The organism is Peptostreptococcaceae bacterium, assembly GCA_016649995.1.
GTDB lineage: Bacteria > Bacillota > Clostridia > Peptostreptococcales > BM714 > BM714.
Map to the genome: position 1 here is coordinate 1 of JAENWJ010000008.1, position 19,355 is coordinate 19,355.

General features: G+C 37.9%; 16 protein-coding genes. 15 read left to right on the forward strand and 1 reads right to left on the reverse strand.

Going from position 1 to position 19,355, the window contains the following annotated elements:
- Positions 1–175: 175 nt before the first annotated feature.
- On the reverse strand, positions 176–1,105 hold the full coding sequence (fba, locus tag JJE29_02810) for a class II fructose-1,6-bisphosphate aldolase (protein MBK5251560.1): 930 nt from the start codon (positions 1,103–1,105) through the stop codon (positions 176–178).
- A 138-nt stretch (positions 1,106–1,243) separates the two neighbouring features.
- Between fba and JJE29_02815 the strand changes: the two genes are divergently transcribed.
- The 15 genes from JJE29_02815 (at position 1,244) to JJE29_02885 (ending at position 19,347) form a co-directional block, all read left to right on the forward strand.
- On the forward strand, positions 1,244–2,617 hold the full coding sequence (locus JJE29_02815) for an RsmB/NOP family class I SAM-dependent RNA methyltransferase (protein MBK5251561.1): 1,374 nt from the start codon (positions 1,244–1,246) through the stop codon (positions 2,615–2,617).
- A gap of 165 nt (positions 2,618–2,782) precedes the next feature.
- Complete coding sequence (locus JJE29_02820) at positions 2,783–3,049, forward strand: pentapeptide repeat-containing protein (GenBank protein MBK5251562.1); 267 nt, start codon at positions 2,783–2,785, stop codon at positions 3,047–3,049.
- Positions 3,050–3,389: 340 nt separating this feature from the next.
- Complete coding sequence (locus tag JJE29_02825; GenBank protein MBK5251563.1) at positions 3,390–4,307, forward strand: RluA family pseudouridine synthase; 918 nt, start codon at positions 3,390–3,392, stop codon at positions 4,305–4,307.
- The gene (gene lepB, locus JJE29_02830) at positions 4,308–4,829 is read left to right on the forward strand and encodes a signal peptidase I (GenBank protein MBK5251564.1); all 522 of its coding nucleotides are present in this window, start codon (positions 4,308–4,310) and stop codon (positions 4,827–4,829) included.
- Positions 4,830–4,842: 13 nt separating this feature from the next.
- The gene (locus JJE29_02835; GenBank protein MBK5251565.1) at positions 4,843–6,489 is read left to right on the forward strand and encodes a nucleoside kinase; all 1,647 of its coding nucleotides are present in this window, start codon (positions 4,843–4,845) and stop codon (positions 6,487–6,489) included.
- 21 nt (positions 6,490–6,510) lie between these two features.
- Positions 6,511–8,163: a SpoIIE family protein phosphatase gene (locus JJE29_02840; GenBank protein MBK5251566.1), complete on the forward strand. Its 1,653-nt coding sequence runs from the start codon at positions 6,511–6,513 to the stop codon at positions 8,161–8,163.
- A gap of 16 nt (positions 8,164–8,179) precedes the next feature.
- Positions 8,180–8,737 (forward strand): helix-turn-helix transcriptional regulator, encoded by a 558-nt coding sequence (locus tag JJE29_02845; GenBank protein ID MBK5251567.1) that lies wholly within the window; start codon positions 8,180–8,182, stop codon positions 8,735–8,737.
- Positions 8,738–8,766: 29 nt separating this feature from the next.
- Positions 8,767–9,870: a DUF1730 domain-containing protein gene (locus JJE29_02850; protein ID MBK5251568.1), complete on the forward strand. Its 1,104-nt coding sequence runs from the start codon at positions 8,767–8,769 to the stop codon at positions 9,868–9,870.
- A gap of 84 nt (positions 9,871–9,954) precedes the next feature.
- Entirely contained in the window at positions 9,955–11,142 is a 1,188-nt protein-coding gene (locus JJE29_02855; GenBank protein ID MBK5251569.1) for a glycine C-acetyltransferase, read from the forward strand.
- Positions 11,143–11,281: 139 nt separating this feature from the next.
- Positions 11,282–12,334, forward strand: a complete 1,053-nt coding sequence (locus JJE29_02860; GenBank protein ID MBK5251570.1) for an efflux RND transporter periplasmic adaptor subunit — start codon at positions 11,282–11,284, stop codon at positions 12,332–12,334.
- A 1-nt stretch (position 12,335) separates the two neighbouring features.
- Positions 12,336–15,458: an efflux RND transporter permease subunit gene (locus JJE29_02865; protein MBK5251571.1), complete on the forward strand. Its 3,123-nt coding sequence runs from the start codon at positions 12,336–12,338 to the stop codon at positions 15,456–15,458.
- A complete protein-coding gene (locus JJE29_02870) occupies positions 15,451–16,038 on the forward strand; it encodes a TetR/AcrR family transcriptional regulator (GenBank protein ID MBK5251572.1) in 588 nt (195 codons plus the stop codon). Before JJE29_02865 ends, JJE29_02870 begins: the two co-directional genes overlap by 8 nt.
- Positions 16,039–16,204: 166 nt before the next feature.
- The gene (gene nth / locus JJE29_02875) at positions 16,205–16,846 is read left to right on the forward strand and encodes an endonuclease III (protein MBK5251573.1); all 642 of its coding nucleotides are present in this window, start codon (positions 16,205–16,207) and stop codon (positions 16,844–16,846) included.
- A 53-nt stretch (positions 16,847–16,899) separates the two neighbouring features.
- Positions 16,900–17,685 (forward strand): undecaprenyl-diphosphate phosphatase, encoded by a 786-nt coding sequence (locus JJE29_02880; GenBank protein MBK5251574.1) that lies wholly within the window; start codon positions 16,900–16,902, stop codon positions 17,683–17,685.
- A gap of 15 nt (positions 17,686–17,700) precedes the next feature.
- Positions 17,701–19,347: a Na/Pi cotransporter family protein gene (locus JJE29_02885; GenBank protein MBK5251575.1), complete on the forward strand. Its 1,647-nt coding sequence runs from the start codon at positions 17,701–17,703 to the stop codon at positions 19,345–19,347.
- The last annotated feature ends 8 nt before the right edge of the window (positions 19,348–19,355 follow it).

Genomic DNA, 19,355 nt, shown 5'->3' on the forward strand with positions numbered 1-19,355 from the left:
CCTTTCTGTTTGTAATGTTTGTTTGACACTTACATTTTATCAAACTTGGGTGCATTTTTTATGTCAATATAGAAATTAAATGTACTATAAGTATTTAATTTTCAAGGGTTTGAAGTTAATATTCGCCTGCGAAAGTTGAGTCAATTATTTATATTATAATCATTATATATTATTACTAAGCTTTATTGCTACATCCAAGAACATCTTTAATTTTGCGGGATACCATCTCTTCGATGGCCGTTCTTCCTTGGCCTAAATACTTTCTGGGATCGAAAACATCCGGATTTTCAACGAATGATTTTCGGATGGCGGCTGTCATGGCCAAACGAAGGTCGGTGTCAATATTTATTTTGCATACGCCAAGCTTGGACGCTTTCCTTAGCATTGGTTCCGGAACGCCCATTGCGCCGGGTATGTTGCCACCGTAATCATTGCACATTTGAACGAATTCCGGAATTACAGTCGAGGAACCGTGAAGAACCAATGGATACCCTGGAAGCAGATTGGTTATGGTTTCTAGACGCTCAAAATCGAGGTTTGGTTCGCCCTTGAATTTATAAGCCCCGTGGCTTGTTCCTATAGCTATAGCCAACGAATCGACCTTGGTTCTTTCTACGAAGTCAACAGCCTCGTCGGGGTCAGTGAATGTAGCGTTTTTGCTTAAAACTTTAATGCTGTCTTCTATGCCGGCAAGTTTTCCGAGCTCGGCTTCAACAACAACGCCTTTGTCGTGCGCATACTCAACTACTCTTTTTGTAAGAATTATATTTTCCTCGAACGGATGTTTAGAGCCGTCAATCATTACGGAAGTGAATCCGTCATCGATGCATTGCTTGCAAATTTCGAAATCTTCGCCATGGTCAAGATGAAGCACGATGTTAAGGCCGGTGTCTTCGATGGCTGCCTCAACCAATTTTTTGAGGTAAACCGGACGCGCGTATTTTCTTGCGCCAGCAGATACTTGAAGAATCAATGGTGCGTTTTCTTTTGCAGCTGCCTGTACGATTCCCTGGATGATTTCCATGTTATTAACATTAAAGGCTCCAACGGCATACTTTTCATCATATGCACGTTTGAACATTTCGGTGGATGTAACTAAAGGCATGTTAGCCCCTCCTTTGTATGCAGTAGATATTTGTTTATTCCCAATATAATTATATACTTATAAATTGGATATATCTACATAGCAATAGCTATTTGTGATATATTGTAAAATAATAATATAGGAAGAAGAGGTTGCCATATGAATTTGCCGGATAAATTTCGAGTGAGAATAAAAAACGACCTAAAATCGGAATATGAAGATTTCATAAAAACATATAATGAGGAACCGCTTCATGGAATACGGATCAATACTAAAAAAATTACCCGGGACGAATTTTTGAGAATATGTCCATTTGAACTAGAAACTATTCCATGGGATGATAACGGTTTCATATACGACGCTGAAAAGTGCAAACCTTCAAAGCATCCGCTCTACCATGCGGGACTGTATTACATTCAGGAACCTTCTGCAATGGCTCCCGCAAATATTCTGAAACCAAAACCGGGGAATGTGGTCTTGGATCTTTGCGCTGCTCCGGGAGGCAAGTCTGTGCAATTATCAGCAATGATGAAGGATAGTGGACTATTGGTATGCAATGATATAAATCCAAAGCGTGTACGAGCATTGATTAGAAATATGGAATGGTTTGGAATAAGGAATGTGATTATCTTAAATGAAGACCCCATAAAAATTGCCGGCAGATGGAAATCTGCTTTCGATTGCATCCTCGTCGATGCACCGTGTTCGGGAGAAGGAATGTTTCGGAGGGACTCTAAGGCGGTCGAAAGCTGGGGAAAATATGAAGGGGATATGTGCACAGATGTTCAAAGAGAAATAATATGTGCTGCTGGCCGTATGCTTAAAAAAGACGGTAAAATGGCTTATTCGACATGCACATTCGGAAGAATCGAGAACGAAGAAATAGTATCGGAGTTTGTAAACAAAAGCGATGAATTTGAAATGGGGACAATTCCGGCTACGTGGAACATATCGGATGAATTGACATGCGATGGAAATGCCGATGCTTCGGGATTTGGCAGAATATGGCCGCATAGACACCGTGGAGAGGGCCATTTTATGGCTTCAATATATTGCCGGAAGAACGATGAGCCGAAAATGACAACACGGGAAAATGGCAAAGTGCCATGTGGTAAAAGTAGTATGGAAGCAGTAATGTCTTTTGTTGAGGAAAATATCACAGGATTTGAAGAAAGTATAGAGAGAATCGTTTTTTTTGAAAACAAGGTATATGTTCGCCCGGAAAAGAGCTTGAACCTTAGTGGGCTCAAATATGTGCGAAACGGATGGTACATAGGTGAAGTCAATAACGGAAGGTTCATTCCTTCGCAATCTTTGGCTATGGGGCTTGAAAAACGGCAGGTACTGAACACAATTGATTTGGATATGGAAAATCCTGATGTATTGAAATATCTAAAAGGTGAAACACTGGGCACAAAATGCTGCAAAGGATGGCATCTTGTCTGCGTCGAGGGATACCCCTTGGGATGGGGGAAAGGGCAAGGCGGTTCTCTAAAAAATATGTATAACAAGCATTGGAGAATGCAGGGATGATTTCCATATAGAAAAACAGCATTCATGATATTCGTCATGAGTGCTGTTTTTTATTGTTTGTTGCCTAAAATTTAAATGTCCTTTAGATATATCCCTCTATTGTCCAGTTAGGATATTGATTATTTCATCCAAAGACTTGTCGGAGCCTATTTTGAACGAGCCGCTTTGCAGTTTAGCGCTCATGCCGCGGGCTTCAATGCGATTGATGAAATCGGTAGTACTATTTATGATGCCGGCGTCCTTAATGATTCCGGCGATGCCTACACCTGTGCTGCCGGAAGGTATTTTTACGGTTGTATAGATAACGGTTTGCTCGGGCTCAGGCTTGGGTTCTTCAATACTGGGTTCTTCAATACTGGGTTCTTCAATACTGGGTTCTTCAATACTGGGTTCCTCAATACTGGGTTCCTCGACAGCCGGCTTTGTTTCTGATGGTTCTTGATCTATCTGTTGGAATGAAGAGCTTTCTTCATGACGATCCGGCACACTCGCGTTTCCGACAAAAGAACCTGCAAATTTCCATGAAATTACTGTTGCCATAATCGCTATTATAAAAAGCGCCAGCAAAATATCGCTTATATCGTACAAAATATCCTTTAATTTTTCCATGTTTATCTACCGCCTTTCCAAAATTAGAATAACATAGTTGGCTGTTCATATATATAGAGATTACTTATTTGTAATAAAAATTTATCATAAAAGTATTTTATATGAAAAAAAAATATTATACAATAAGAATAGAAAGAACCTATTAAGAAGAGGATGTGTGCAATTGAAGGATATAATAGTACAGAAAAATGAGGCTGAGCAAAGGATAGATCGCTATTTGCTCAAAATTTACAAAAATACTACAAGAGGGAATATATACAAGCTGTTGAGAAAAAAGGTGATAAAATTAAATGGGAAAAAGGCATCTCCTGAGACTTTCATCAAAGAAAACGACATAATACAGATATATTTAAACGAAGAAATATTGGAAAAATTTGTGATTAAAGAAAAGGAGACCGATGCCGTTTCATCGGGACTTGATGTAGTTTATGAGGATGATGAAATATTGGTTTTGAATAAACCAAGAGGACTTCTTACACATCCGGACAGCAAAGAATATGCTAACACATTGTCAAGCAAGGCGATTGCATACCTTGCAGACTGTTGCTCAAGAACATTTAGACCGGCACCTATACAGAGGCTTGATAAGAACACAAGCGGTCTTGTACTTTTCGGAAAGACCTATGAGGCTGTGAAGAAGTATAATGAATTGATGAGACAGAGGGCTTTTAAGAAATTCTATCTTACAATAGTAGAAGGAGATGTGGACAGTTCGGGAGAGGTAATTGGATATTTAGAAAAAGACCGTGGCAAAAATCAGGTTAAACTAACTAGTGAAAAATGCAATTCAGATGCAAAAGAAATCCATACAAAATATATACCTTTAAAAAGGTTTGAAAAATATACTCTTATGGAAGTAGAGCTGCTTACAGGCAGGTCACACCAAATAAGAGTTTCAATGGCTTCGATAGGACATCCGGTAGTAGGTGATACCAAATACGGAGGAGCCAAGAAATACGGCATTTCCACGCAGCTCTTACATGCTTATAAAATGGTGGTTGAAGGGCAAACATTTGCATGTGAAAACAGAGAGCTTAACGATTTTATTAAGAAACTTGAAAACAAGAAAGGGAAAAAATAAATGACACATGAAATTATGGAATGGGTGAAGACGATCCTTTTGTCAATAGCAATAGCATTCCTGATAACGCTTTTTGTAAGGCCGACATTGGTAAAGGGGTATTCGATGTATCCAACCTTGGAACCGAACAATTATCTTGTAATAAATAAAATCCCATATACTTTGGAAGAACCGTCGAGGGGGGATATTGTGGTTTTCAAGTCCCATTTGCTAACCGAAGATGGAAAGGAAAAGGATCTTATAAAAAGGGTTATAGCAGTTCCGGGAGACCATTTGGTGATTGAAAGCGGAAGGGTATATGTGAACGATGTAGAAATTGATGAACCGTATATAAACGGGAGTTTTACTAGAGGAGATTTGAATTTAACGATTCCATGCGAAAAGATTTTTGTAATGGGAGACAATCGTGAAAAAAGTATGGATAGCAGGGATTCTCGTGTGGGTCCGGTAAATCTGGAAATGATTAGGGGTAAGGTAATAGTAAGACTTTTCCCATTTGATGAAATAGGTAGTGTTGATTAAGGGGGGTTCTTGCATGAAGATGGTAAAGGTGAATTTCAAAGATGCAGAATATGAATTTGAAGAGGGAATCAGATTAGTGGAAATGATTCCGCGACTGGGTTCGTTTGAGTATAAACCGCTTGCTGCAAGAGTGAATAACCATTTCAGAGACCTCAATTATCAGATTAATAAAGATGCAAAAATAGAATTTTCGGATCTTCGAGATTCGGATGGACAAAAGGTTTATCAAAGAAGCCTTAGCTTTGTGTTTATAAGGGCGGCGAGAGAAATAGTTGAAGACGCAAAGGTTTATATTGAACATTCTCTTGGCAAAGGGATATACTGCGAAATCAAAACAAAAGAGATAATCGATCAACTCATGGTTGAAAAAATTAAAAACCGAATGCTGAAAATAATTAAAGAAAAAGAGCTGTTGACTCTTTCGGTTCTTACGAAAAACGAGGCTATAAATTTATTTGAAAAAATCGGTATGAATGATAAGAAAGAGCTTTTAGAATACTCTACGGAAAACAAAGTAGGTGTTTATAGATGCGGTTGGCTTTTGGATTACTTTTATGGGTACATGGTTCCGAATACGAGTTACCTAAATATTTTTGATATATTCTTACATGGAAGAGGACTTGTTATTCAATTGCCTGATAGAGAGAATCCTTCAATCATTACGGCCTTTGGAGACCATAAAAAACTATCTGCAATTTTTGACGAAACAGAATCATGGGGAGATATACTTAATATTGCCAATGTTGCAAACCTTAATCGCATTGTTAAAAACGGTAATAGCGGTGAAATTATTCACATTTCAGAAGCCCTGCATGAAAAGAAGATAGCGAATATAGCGGACATGATAAATGAACGTAATGCCCGCGTAATAATGATAGCGGGGCCGTCTTCCTCTGGCAAGACAACCTTTGCCGAAAGACTTTTTATTCAGCTGAGAGTTCTCGGGTTGAAACCGCTTACGCTTTCAACTGACAACTACTTTGTTGACCGTGAAAAAACTCCAAAGAAACCCGATGGCTCATATGATTTTGAATCACTTGATTCGTTGGACATTAGAGGATTCAATGGAGACTTGAAAAAATTAATTGACGGAGATTCGGTTATATTGCCTATTTTTGATTTTATAAAAGGGAACCGAAAATATTCCATTGAAGGGCTGCAAATCAATAAAGACCAGCCTATAATAGTGGAGGGAATTCATGGTTTGAACAATTTGCTGTTGCCTGAAATATCAAGAGACAAAGTTTTTAAAATATATATAAGTGCACTCACACAGCTAAATATTGACAACCACAACAGAGTACGGACGTCTGATGCAAGACTTATCAGAAGGATAGTCCGTGACAGCAGGTACAGAGGACATGATGCAATAAAGACAATTGCCATGTGGAAGAATGTTAGGGATGGGGAGGAACATAATATTTTCCCATTTCAGGAAGAAGCCGATGTAATGTTCAATTCTGCGCTAGTGTATGAATTGGCTGTATTAAAGAAACATGTCGAACCGCTTTTAATGGCTATTGATGATACGAAAAGGGAGTATGCAGAAGCAAGGGGATTGCTCAAGCTGTTAAGCAATTTCTTGCCAATAGATAACGAATGCCATATTTTGAAGAATTCGATTTTAAGAGAATTTATCGGGGGAAGCTGCCACATCTGATGAATAGGAGGAGATTGATTTATGGATAAAAGCGGCGCTAAGGACTTGAAATTTGAAAATCGCATGATTATTGCTTATGTTGTTTTATTAGCCATTTTAATTGGTTCTTATAAGTTTTTAGTTATGAGAATCAATATGGATGAAAATATATTTGGACAAATGAACCAAAACAACATATTGACATGGTATCTTATTTTGGAGTTTTTGGGTATAGCCATAACATTAATGATTTCTGCAAATTGTTACTATTCTTTATTGCAGATGAAGAGAATCAGGCTGGTTTATATTTATGCTGGTTTCATATTCCTGGCGATTATGGATTGCTTTTATGCAATTTCATATGCAGGGACTGCAGTCATATTTAAAAATGTATCTCCACACACCACTGTCACATATTGGATAGTTGGCAAATTTGTTTTCTCATTGCTTTTGACAATATCTTCATTTCTGCCTTTAGAAAGGAAGTATTCGGGAAGGATTAATATAATCAATAGTATACTGACGGTTTTTATTGGTGCAGTATTTATTTTGATTTATTCAGGAACAATGCTTGTAGACACGAGATCCAAATCTGTATTTGCTGGAGTATTGATTATTACCTTGCAGATGATTGGAGCCTTTAACTTCACAAAAACGGGAATGAGAATGAAGAATTGGGTTTTCATAATAGCTGCGTTTGGAATAATGATGTTTTCATTTAATGAAGTTATATTTGTAATTAGGGGCCAAAACTATGGATTAATGAGCATATACACTAATGCGATAAAAATTATTGCTTTGATTTTCATATTCAAAGCGTTGTTCAGTTACAATATAAATTTGCCATGGATACAAATGCGGGAAGCCCAGGAAAGGATGAAGAGGTATGCTTTGGACCTGGAAAATGCAATTGACAAGAAGACGCAAAAGAAAAATGAAGCGAACAAACACATAATGAATGAAATTAGATATGCAAAGGAAATACAGCAGTCGTTGCTTCCCAAAAGCAATCTGCTGATTAGGGATACAAGGTTCGTATCGAGATATATGCCTTGCGAGAACCTTAGCGGAGATTACTTCGATATCTTTAAAGTAGACGAAGAAAATATTGGGATGTATATATTGGATGTTTCAGGACATGGAGTATCGGCGGCTTTGATGACGATGTTTTGTATAAATACGGTCAAATCGACTGAAAGGCTTATCAATAGGTATAGAGGGCTGAAGCCTCACAGAAATCTTGCGCATTTTTATGAGGCCTTTAATAAAATGAATTTTCCGCCGGCTATGCATATGGTAATATTTTTTGCTTCTTATAATTTTAACAGCAAGATTCTGACATATAGCTCCGGGGGCATGAATTGTTATCCGATATTGATAAAAGATGATGGAGGCCACGTATTTCTTGATAAGAGCAAAGGATTTCCAATTTGTAAATGCAGCGATTTTTATATACCTGAGTATTATAGCAGCAGAATAGATCTGCGAAAGGGAGATAGAGTCATTTTTTATACTGACGGTTTGATAGACAAACAAAAGAATTGTGTTTTTGGCCAGACAGATTTGATTGATATATTAGAATCGAATAGGCATAAGGATATTGAGACGATTGACCGTTACATAGCTGAACGAATGGAAGACAATGGCGGGAAAATAGAAGATGATATAACCTATTTTATTATGGAAATCATTTAAAAGGAGACTGTCAATCATGAAAGAAGTCATGATACTGAATGAACTTGAACAAATAAAGACTATATCAAATAAATACAGAATAGAAGTTATTGAATCATTCGGGGGAAAACAGGCTACAGCGAAGACAATTTCCGATTGCATGGGAGAACCTCATGCAAAAGTAAATTATCATATTAAGGAACTGCTAAATGTTGGAGTACTTGAATTGGTAGAGGAAAAAGTTAGACTTGGAATAGTTGAAAAGTTTTATAGACCTTCAGCAAAGGTTTTTATAATCGATAAGAGTTTTCTAATAAAGGATGGAGAATCCATAGACGGATTTTTATGTGGGAAACATATATGTGCATTTGATGGCATTTCAAAAGATTTCTATAATGCGATTGAAAAGAGCGGATTTATTAATAATGAGGAAAGTCTTATACATAAAAGAGAGTGCTATTTAACAGAGGAAGAAGTTGATTTGTTGCAGGGGCGTTTAGAAGCATCCATAGAAGAATTTGTAAATGGGAGAAAAGATCGAGGTTATTGTGAATTAAAGCACTACTCAGTCTCAACACTTGTAGTTCCAAAATGATGGCTTGCAGAATATCCAAGGAGATTTTTATGGACCGAATAAAGGAATGTTTGCACAGTAATGGCATATTTAACTATGGGCTTATTAGGCCTGAAATAATCGAATGCGGGAAAGAATTTTTGGAGCCATATAAAAATAGCAAAGAATATTCAGAGTTTGCAGAAAGAGATTTGAACAAACGATTTAATCCGGAAGAAATCCTTGTGGGAACTAAAAGCATTTTGGTTGTCTTATTTCCATATAAAATGAAAGCGCATATTGAATATAACGACTCCTATGGAGTCGCTTCTTTTGCCGAAGGTTTGGATTACCACAAAAAAAATAGAGAAATACTGAAAGAACTAGCAGAGAAGCTTGAATTAGAATTAAATGAATCCAAAGGCTATGGCATTCATATAGACAACGGGCCTATGGTGGACAGGTATATGGCTTATAGCGCTGGTCTTGGCTGGTATGGTAAAAACTGCCTTTTGATAAACGGAGAATTGGGATCCTCTTTTACAATAGGTTCTCTTTTTATGAAAAAAAAATTCAATAGTGAAGATTATTGTAATAAAACTATAATAGATGGTTGTGGAGAATGCAGGCTTTGCATTAAGGCTTGTCCGAATGGGGCAATAGGAGACGGATATAAGATAGATAGCAATCTGTGCCTGTCGGAACGGATGCAGTCAAAGAGAGAGATTCCTTACGATATTCGTGAAAAAATTATAGGGGGGGCTTATGGATGTGACATTTGTCAGGAAGCTTGCCCATACAATTGCGTTGCAATAAAACCTTTAGCTTGCCGCCATAATATTTTTAAGGATTTAAATTTAGGAAAGAAAAGTTTTACTCTCAAATACGGATCAACAGCCTTTGCTTGGAGGGGTCATTCGGTTTATAAACGCAATCTGCTTATATTGCTTGGGAACAGATTTAAAAGCACAGGGGACAGTAAATCCTTTGAAGCGGCATTTGATCTTGCTGCTTCAAATTCATATATGGTTGCAACTCATGCATGGTGGGCTATGTTAAGAATTGACAATATAAGAGCAGCTTTATGGATTAATGGAAAATCCAAAGTAGAAAAGGACGATTTGCGATTGGCTGAGATGGAAAAACTTTTAAGCCATTATTGTGATGAAAAATAAATATGTATGTGATATATTAACATAAAAGCCTATTATGGCCCGTATGTATTAGCACCGCCAACAAATACATAAAAGGAGGAGCATATGAGCAATGTACATGAGTTAGTATTTCTTAAGGAAAAAATTCAAGAACTTAAGGATCAAGGTGTCTACAGAAAGCTTCCGGTTTTAAGCACGGAGAATGGTTCGGAAATAATAATCAATGGGAAATGCGCAATCAATTTATCTTCAAATAATTATTTGGGGTTTGCATGCCATCCAAGACTAAAGAAGGCTGCGATAGAAGCGGTAGAAAAATATGGAGCCGGTTCGGGAGCAGTAAGAACAATAGTAGGCAATATGGATATCCATGAGGAAATGGAAAGGGCTATTGCTGATTTTAAGCGTGAAGAGGCCGCCATGGTTTATCAGTCGGGTTTCAATTGCAACACGGGTACGATACAAGCGATTACTGAAAAAGGCGATTTGATAGTTTCAGACGAATTCAATCACGCAAGCATAATTGATGGAAGCAGACTGTCAAGGGCTGACAAAACAATATACAAGCATAGCGATATGGATAGCTTGGAAGATGTTCTTAAAAGCAACAGGGATAAATATAAAAACATACTGGTAATTACAGACGGTGTATTCAGCATGGATGGGGATATTGCAGATCTTCCCGGGATAGTTGAGCTAGCCGAAAAATACGAAGCGATGACTTATGTAGACGATGCGCACGGCTCCGGTGTTTTAGGAGAAAATGGAAGAGGAACTGTTGACCATTTTAATATGCATGGAAGAATAGACTTTAGCATAGGAACGCTTTCAAAGGCGATAGGTGTTATTGGAGGCTATGTTGCGGGAAGTGAAACCATGAAGGAATGGCTTAGCCACAGAGGAAGGCCTATATTGTTTAGCACATCGCTTCCGCCTGCTGCAGTTGGAGCTATAATTGAAGCCTTTAAAATATTGAAAGAAACAACCGAATATACAGATAAATTGTGGTCAAACGCAAGATTCTTTAAGGAAAAGCTTGGGAAGCTTGGATTTAATACAGGTCACAGCCAGACACCAATAACGCCGGTTATAATTGGGGACGAGTCGAAAACCATGGAGTTTTCTAGAAAGCTTATGGAAAAGGGCGTTTTCGCTTCGGCAATTGTATTTCCTACTGTTCCTGTCGGTACGGGAAGAGTTCGATGTATGGTTACTGCAGCACACACGGAAGAACAGCTTGAAAGAGCTGTAAAGGCTTTTGAGGAAGCAGGAAAAGAATTGGGTATTTTATAGTCATAAGTGTATAAATAATATATTAAACGAATCAAAAAGGATATCTAAATAGATGTCCTTTTTGATTGACAAAAATAAAAAGGTGAAGTAGGATTAGAATACTGACCGGTCGGTCGGAAATTAGGATGGAGGAAAACACATGAATAATAAAAAAATGATATCAGGAGCGGTTGTTCTGACAATTATAATTGCATCGTTAACTGGTTGCGGTGGAAATAATCAAGAGATAACGGTTGAAGAACAGGAAGTATCAATTCCGGTTGTTGTTTCTAAAGCTATGAAGGGGAATATTTCACAAGACATTGTGATTTCAGGGCAATTAAAGGCAGATAATGAAATTTCCGTAATTCCTAAAATTGCAGGAGTTTCTGATGTTTTGAGTCTAAATATAGGATTGGGCGATTATGTGAATAAAGGTGATTTGCTTTTCACTCTAGACAATGGAACATTGAGTTCTTCAATCAAAGATGCTGTGTTGGCTTATGAAACAGCGAAAAATAATTTTGAGAGAATTTCGAAATTATATGAGGAGGGAGCTGTTTCCAAGCAGCAATACGAACAAGCGAAGCTTTCGGTTTCTAATACTCAGGTAAGAGCACTTCAAGATCAATTGAATGATTCATATGTTAAGGCTCCGATTTCAGGTATTGTATCTGCACTAAATATTGAGAAAAATGGCGTTGTGGTTGCCGGGCAACCTGCGGTAGTAATCACCGATATCGGCGTATTGCAGATAGAAGCGGATATAACAGAAAAATTGATAAACAAAGTCTTTGTTGGGAAAAACATTCAACTCCGCATACCGGTAATTTCAGATGAAAAGATGGATGCAAAGGTGAGTTTAGTTAATCCTGTGCCGAATGCTATGACCAATCTTTACAAGATGAAAATACAGGTAGTTAATTATAATGATTTAATAAAACCGGGAATGATCGCGCAGATTTATTTTGCAATCGATGAGCGCAAGGAGGTATTCATGCTCCCAATAGATGCAGTCATTCAGGAAGAAACCGAGTATTTTGTATATGTCGTTGAAGACGGAAAGGCTATTCATAAAACGGTTAAAGTGGATATTGACAATGGAGAATATATTGAAATTATTTCAGGCATTAAGGCCGAAGACAACATAATTGTTAGCGGACAGGAATTTGTAAAGGATATGTCCTCTGTTCGAATCATAAGGGGTGAATAAGTTGAAAATATCTAATTTATCCGTAAAAAGACCTGTCACTGTAATAATGATGATGCTGATTGTGGTTTCGCTTGGATTTGTTTCCTTAAGCAAACTGTCTATAGATTTATATCCTGATATTGAAGTGCCGGTTGCACTTGTAATTACTAATTATTCTGGAGTTGGCCCGCAGGAGATAGAATCCTTGGTAACAGAGCCAGTCGAGGAGTCCATGGCAACGGTCAATAATGTTGATAGAATCAGTTCGACTTCAAGCGAAGGAAGTTCTGTAGTTGTTTTGGAGTTCGATTATGGGGCTGACATGGATGCGGGAACAATGCAGATGAGGGAAAAGCTGGATTTAATTAGGGATTTTTTACCCGGGGATGCCAGCAGCCCCTTTGTTTTTAAAATAGACCCTAATGCAATGCCAATAATCACTGCAGGTCTAAGCAGTGATAGAGGCATAGACGAGATACAGTCTATAGCCGAAAACAAGCTTAAGAGCCGTTTGGAGCGCATCGATGGTGTGGCGTCTGTTGACATATCAGGCGGTTACGAGGACATGGTAAGGGTTTTGGTGAACCCATTGGAGCTTGATAGATATGGTTTAAGCATGACGTCGATTTCCACTTTGTTGCGCTTGGAAAACCTTAATCTTCCCGGTGGATCTGTAGAAAAAGGCGATAAGAATTTGCTTGTGCGTTCTATAGGGGAATTCGAATCTGTAAAAGAAATTTCTGACCTGCCAATTATTTTGCCGAATGGAAGCAAAATATATTTAAACGATATCGCTGAAGTATCTTTGATTCCAAAAGAAATTACAAAGATAAATGAACTAGATGGTAAGCAGAGTGTCAGTATCAACATATTCAAACAATCAGGTTATAATACAGTGGATGTTGCCGACAAAGTCAATAATGAACTTTCAAAACTTGAAGGTGAAATTGAAGGGGTGCGAATCGAAAACGTTTTCGATCAATCAACATACATTAAGAAATCAATACAAAACGTATCAAAAAGCGGATTGATTGGTGGAGTTTTGGCAATACTTGTGTTGTATCTGTTTTTAAGAAATATCAGATCCACATTCATAATAGGAATATCTATCCCGGTTTCCATAATAGCCACATTTTCACTCATATTCTTTTCCGGGATAACTTTGAATCTTATGACACTTGGTGGGTTGGCTCTTGGAATGGGCATGTTGGTTGACAATTCCATAGTTGTTTTGGAAAATATATATCGGTTTAGGCAAGCGGGTTATTCAAGAATTGATGCGGCAAAGGATGGGGCAGGAGAAGTCGGGATGGCTGTAATAGCATCAACATTGACAACTGTAGCTGTCTTTCTGCCAATAGTATTTGTTGAAGGTATAACATCTATTATTTTTAGGGAATTGGCGTTAACAATTACATTCGCCCTATTAAGTTCATTGGTTATAGCCCTTACGGTTGTTCCAATGCTGTCATCGAAAATTCTTAAAATCACTTGCTCCGAAAAGAAAGAAGTAAAAAGCCGAATAAAGATATTTAAAGCTTTCGACAAAACGTTCTCGAATGTTGAAGGGAAGTATAGGGCGCTTTTGAAAAAGGCCATCGGTCATAAACTCCTTACGATTGCTGTTGCATTGGTGATTTTCATCGGTTCGATTTTTGCAGTGGTTCAAGTCGGTGCTGAGTTTCTGCCCAGTACAGACGAGGGGAGAATAAGTATAAGCATTGAGCTCCCAACAGGCGCTAAACTTGAAAAAACGCGGCTATACGTCGATGAAGTTGAAGAACTGATAAAGGACATTCCTGAAATTGATACAATATTTGCATCAATTGGCGGGGGAAACTCATTCATATCCAGCGGTAGTCAAAGTAATTATGCATCCCTTGATTTGGCGCTTATGAGTCTTGCAGATAGAGAAAGCAGCAGCGATTACGTTGCTGATGAAATAAGAAAATTGCTCGCCGATATCCCGGGCGCCAATATTCAGGTTCAGGCTGTTTCGAGTCAAGGAGGGGGCATGGGAATGGGATCCTCGCCCATAAGTATTCGTATACAAGGTGATGAACTTGAAGTTCTTAAAGGAATATCAAAAGACTTTGTAGATATACTGAATTCAATAGAGGGCACACGTGAAGTGGCATCAAGTTTCGAGGAGGGTCTACCCGAAGTACAGGTAAGAATCAAACGTGAGACGGCTTCGCAATATGGCATAACCTCTTATCAGATAGCACAGACAATAAGGGATAATTTATCAGGAGTAAGTGCTACAAAATACAAGGTTGATGGAAACGAAATCGATGTAATGATTGAATCTGTGGGTTATCTTAAGGACAACATAAACAACTTCAGGTATTTGCAGATTAAAAGCCCAATGGGAGTCAGTGTTCCGTTGGAGCAAATTGCGGAAATTTTCGAAACCAAAGGGCCTGTAAGCATAAATAGAATAGGTCAGGTAAGGACTGTTTCGGTCACATCTGATATAATTGGCAGAGATTTGGCAAGCATAGTGTCTGACATAGAAGCTCAGACTGACAACTACTTTCTTGAAGATGGATATAGCTTCGAAGTTGGAGGACAGAATGAAGACCTTGTTGAATCCTTCAAGAGCCTTTTCCTTGCGCTTATATTGGCGATATTCTTGGTGTACATGATTCTGGCATCGCAATTTGAATCGCTTCTATATCCATTCATCATCATGTTTACAGTGCCCCTGGCATTTTCAGGAGGGGCTTTGGGATTATTTCTTACCGGTAGAACATTGAGTGTGCCGTCGGTAATAGGATTTCTGATGCTGTCTGGAATAGTAGTAAACAATGCAATAGTAATGATAGATTATGTGAATATACTGAGGCGCAAAGGACATGACGTTGTTGAAGCAATTCTTATTGCTGGTCCGACGCGGCTTAGACCTATTCTGATGACTTCGCTGACAACGATTTTGGCGCTCATGCCGATAGCAGTAGCAACAGGAGAAGGAGCTGAGATACAATCGCCATTGGCTACGGTAGTAATAGGCGGATTGCTTCTTTCTACACTTCTGACACTTGTTCTTATACCTGTTATGTATCTTGTGATGGACGGTTTTTCGACACATGTTAAAAAATGGTTCAACAGGAAAAAAGACAAGGAGGAACCGTGCGTTGAGTAGGAATGTGAAGAGCAAACGGATAATCAAGGCTGCTTTGAATTCTTTTTCAAAAAATGGATTTCACGATACGCGCATGGAGCAAATTGCTAAAAGTGCTTGTGTAGGAAAGGGAACGCTATATGAATACTTTTCAAATAAAGAAGAATTGTTTAAAGAATCCTTGGAATATGCAATAAACATGTATTTTGATAAAATAAACAAGGCTATTAAAGGAAAAAAGAATGTTGATGAAAAAATCTTCGCAATATTGAAGGTTGAAGCACAAACTAAAAAAAAATATGACAACTTTGCATTTACTTTTATGAGGGAATCAATGAATATTGAAATGGATTTCAAGAAATTCATTTACAGAATCAGAGAAATAAAAATAGAATTGTATAGCAAAATTATACAAGATGCCGTTGATGAAGGGTTTTTTTGTAGTGATTTAGATGTTGATTTGGCGGCTGCGATTCTATTGGGCGCATTGAATCAGGTTCAATTCAAAAGTTTCTATCATGGCATTAACGATTTTTCAATTGATGACGCAAGGAAAACTCTGAGAATTCTTGATGATGGTTTTAAAAAGAAGCAGTTTTAATAACTGCTTCTTTTCTTTGCTTTATCTTTGATATATTATTAAATAGAGTGGAATAAATGTTGGCTCGAAGCTTTGCGATATACAGGAGGCTTTCGGTGAGCCTGAAATTGAAATAATAAGTCTTGAAAAAGAAATAAACTGATGGAGGAAAGCCTTGGATAAATCAATGAATACTAAAGAAATTGAAGCGGTAGTTGAAAAATTAAGAAGTGTTTACAAGGGTGTCAAGCCTGGGCTTGACTATAATAATACTTTTGAGTTGCTAATAGCAACAATTCTTTCGGCTCAGTGTACGGATGAAAGAGTCAATAAGGTTAGCACTGTGCTTTTTAAGAAAGCAAAGACACCGATGGAGATTTCGAAAATGAATGAGTCTGAATTAGCCGAGACAATAAGAAGTTGTGGATTGTACAGGATGAAATCAAAGAACATAATTCGGACATGCGAATTATTGATTTCGGATTACGACGGCAATGTACCTGAAGCAAGGGAAAAGCTTATGAAATTGCCGGGTGTAGGCAGGAAAACAGCAAATGTAGTGCTTAACCACGCATTTGGTAAACCTGCAATTGCGGTAGATACTCATGTTCAAAGGGTGTCAAACCGCATTGGCCTTGCAGTTTCGAATTCTCCGCAAAAGACAGAGCTCCAGCTTATGGAAAACCTCGAAGAAGAGGATTGGGGAGCGGCGCATTTATGGCTTATTCATCATGGACGGAAGGTTTGCACGGCAAGAAAACCAAAATGCGATATTTGTCCGATAAATAAGGAGTGTCGTTATTACAATAATAAGTTGAATAGCAAGTAGCTTAAATATATAATAGGGTTTGTGTGCATTATTATATTATACCGGAGGAAACAATGATAATAAAAGCAATAATATTGGGCATAATAGAAGGATTGACAGAATTTTTGCCCATTTCATCTACGGGACATTTGATTATAGCAAACAGATATTTGGATTTTCAAGGGCCTTTTGCAAATACATTCGATGTGGTCATTCAGGTCGGGGCAATATTTGCGGTCATACTGTATTTTAGAAAAAAACTTATTCCGGACTTTAAGGATAATGATGATATGACGAGAAAAATACGACTCTGGTCCAAGGTTTTTGTTGGAGTGGTTCCGGCCGTGATATTGGGAGTCATGTTTGAGGATATCATTGACAAGTATCTTTTTAATACGGTTACAGTTGCATGGGCATTGATTGTCGGAGCATTCCTTCTTCTTTATTTTGAAAACAGGAACCATGTTGTAAAAATAGAAGAGGAAAGCGAATTGACATATAGGCAGGCGTTTATTGTTGGTAGTGTTCAATGCTTTGCATTGATTCCAGGGATGTCAAGGTCAGCAGCAACCATAGTAGGCGGTCTTGGATTAGGCTTTGGAAGAAAGCTTGCTGCCGAGTTTTCGTTTTTTTTAGCTGTTCCGACATTGCTTGGAGCATCCTTTTACAAAATGATAAAAAGCGGTCTGCATATTAACAACGAGCAATGGATTTTGCTTGCTGTAGGTACGGGGATATCTTTCATTGTTGCTTACGTTGTAATAGCGGCGTTTATGAATTATATAAAGAACCATAGTTTCAATTTATTCGCTTATTACCGTATTGTTTTGGGCATTTTGGTTTTGTATGTATTCAAATGATCCTAGGAGGATAAGATGCAAATAATTATTGGACTTATTGGCGGTTTAGGACTCTTTCTTTACGGCATGAATATTATGGGAACTGGTCTTGAGAAAACAGCCGGGGATAGAATGAAGAAAATCATTGAGGTTCTTACTAATAACAAATACATGGGTGTATTTGTAGGAGCATTTGTTACAGCAATTGTGCAAAGTTCGAGCGCCACGACTGTCATGGTTGTCGGTTTTGTAAATGCAGGGATAATGAGTCTTACACAGGCAGTAGGAATAATAATGGGGGCGAATATAGGTACCACAATTACGGCTCAAATTGTTGCTTTGGATCTTTCGAATATAGCTCCTTTGGCGATAGGCATAGGTGTTATGATATGGCTTTTTGCAAAAAATAGGAAGATCAAGAACATTGCTGAGATACTTATCGGTTTTGGAATACTATTCATAGGAATGGATTTTATGAAGGAAGCGGTAACGCCTCTAAGGGAGTTCGAAGGCTTCAGAAACATGCTTTTGAGTTTCGGAAATAAGAATATAATGAGTACGATATTGGCAATATTTACAGGATTTGCAATTACGGCAGTGATTCAGAGCTCGAGTGCTACAACCGGTATTTTGATTGCATTGGCAAGCGAGGGCCTTTTGCCTATTGAATCTGCTTTTCCTATTCTGCTCGGAACGAACATAGGGACATGCGTAACGGCTATGCTGTCAAGCATAGGAGCTAACAAAACGGCTAAAAGAGCCGCGCTTATTCATCTAATGTTTAATGTGATAGGAACAATCGTATTTATTATTTTATTTGCAGGCCCTACAGTTGCTGCTGTTGTAAAAATATCTCCAGAAAACCCTGTAAAGCAGTTAGCGAATGCGCATACATTTTTCAACATAATGAATACAATTTTATTGTTGCCGTTTTCAGCTGTTTTGGTAAAAATTGCGCAAAAAATTATTCCATATAGTGCGGACGAAGAGAAGGAAATAGAAGGAATAAAATATCTGGATGATCGTATATTGGAGACTCCGTCAATTGCATTGGTTCAGGTAATAAAAGAGGTTCTACATATGAGTAATCTTACAAAATATTCATATGAAAATGCAATGGATGCTTTAGTCAATCAAAACGAAAAAAGTATAAAAAATACTTTGAGAGTAGAAAAGAAAATAAATGAGCTTGAAAAGGGTATTTCCAGCTATCTTGTAAAGCTCTCAAACAGAGAAGTATCGAGCATACAACGAGAAATTATTACAGGCCTTTTTAATACTATAAACGATATTGAAAGAGTTGGGGACCATGCGGAAAACATCGCGGAACTGGCTGAAAGGTGCATAGAAGATCACTTAATATTTACTGAAAAGGCGAAAGATGAACTTCAATTCATGTCCGACAGGGTAATGAAATCATTCGTTCAGTCAATGACATCGTTGGCGACAGGAAAAACGGATTTGGCTGAAAGGGTAATTCAAAGAGAAGACGAAATAGACGACATGGAAAAGAATCTTAGGATGAGCCATATAGACAGATTGAATCAGGGGATGTGTGTAACGAACGCAGGTGTCATTTTTCTGGATGTGATAAGCAATTTGGAAAGAATAGGAGACCATGCGTCTAACATTGCATGGTCGGTAATAGATTCTAGCAGGCTGCACTATTTCAAAAAACCATAGAGCGAAGA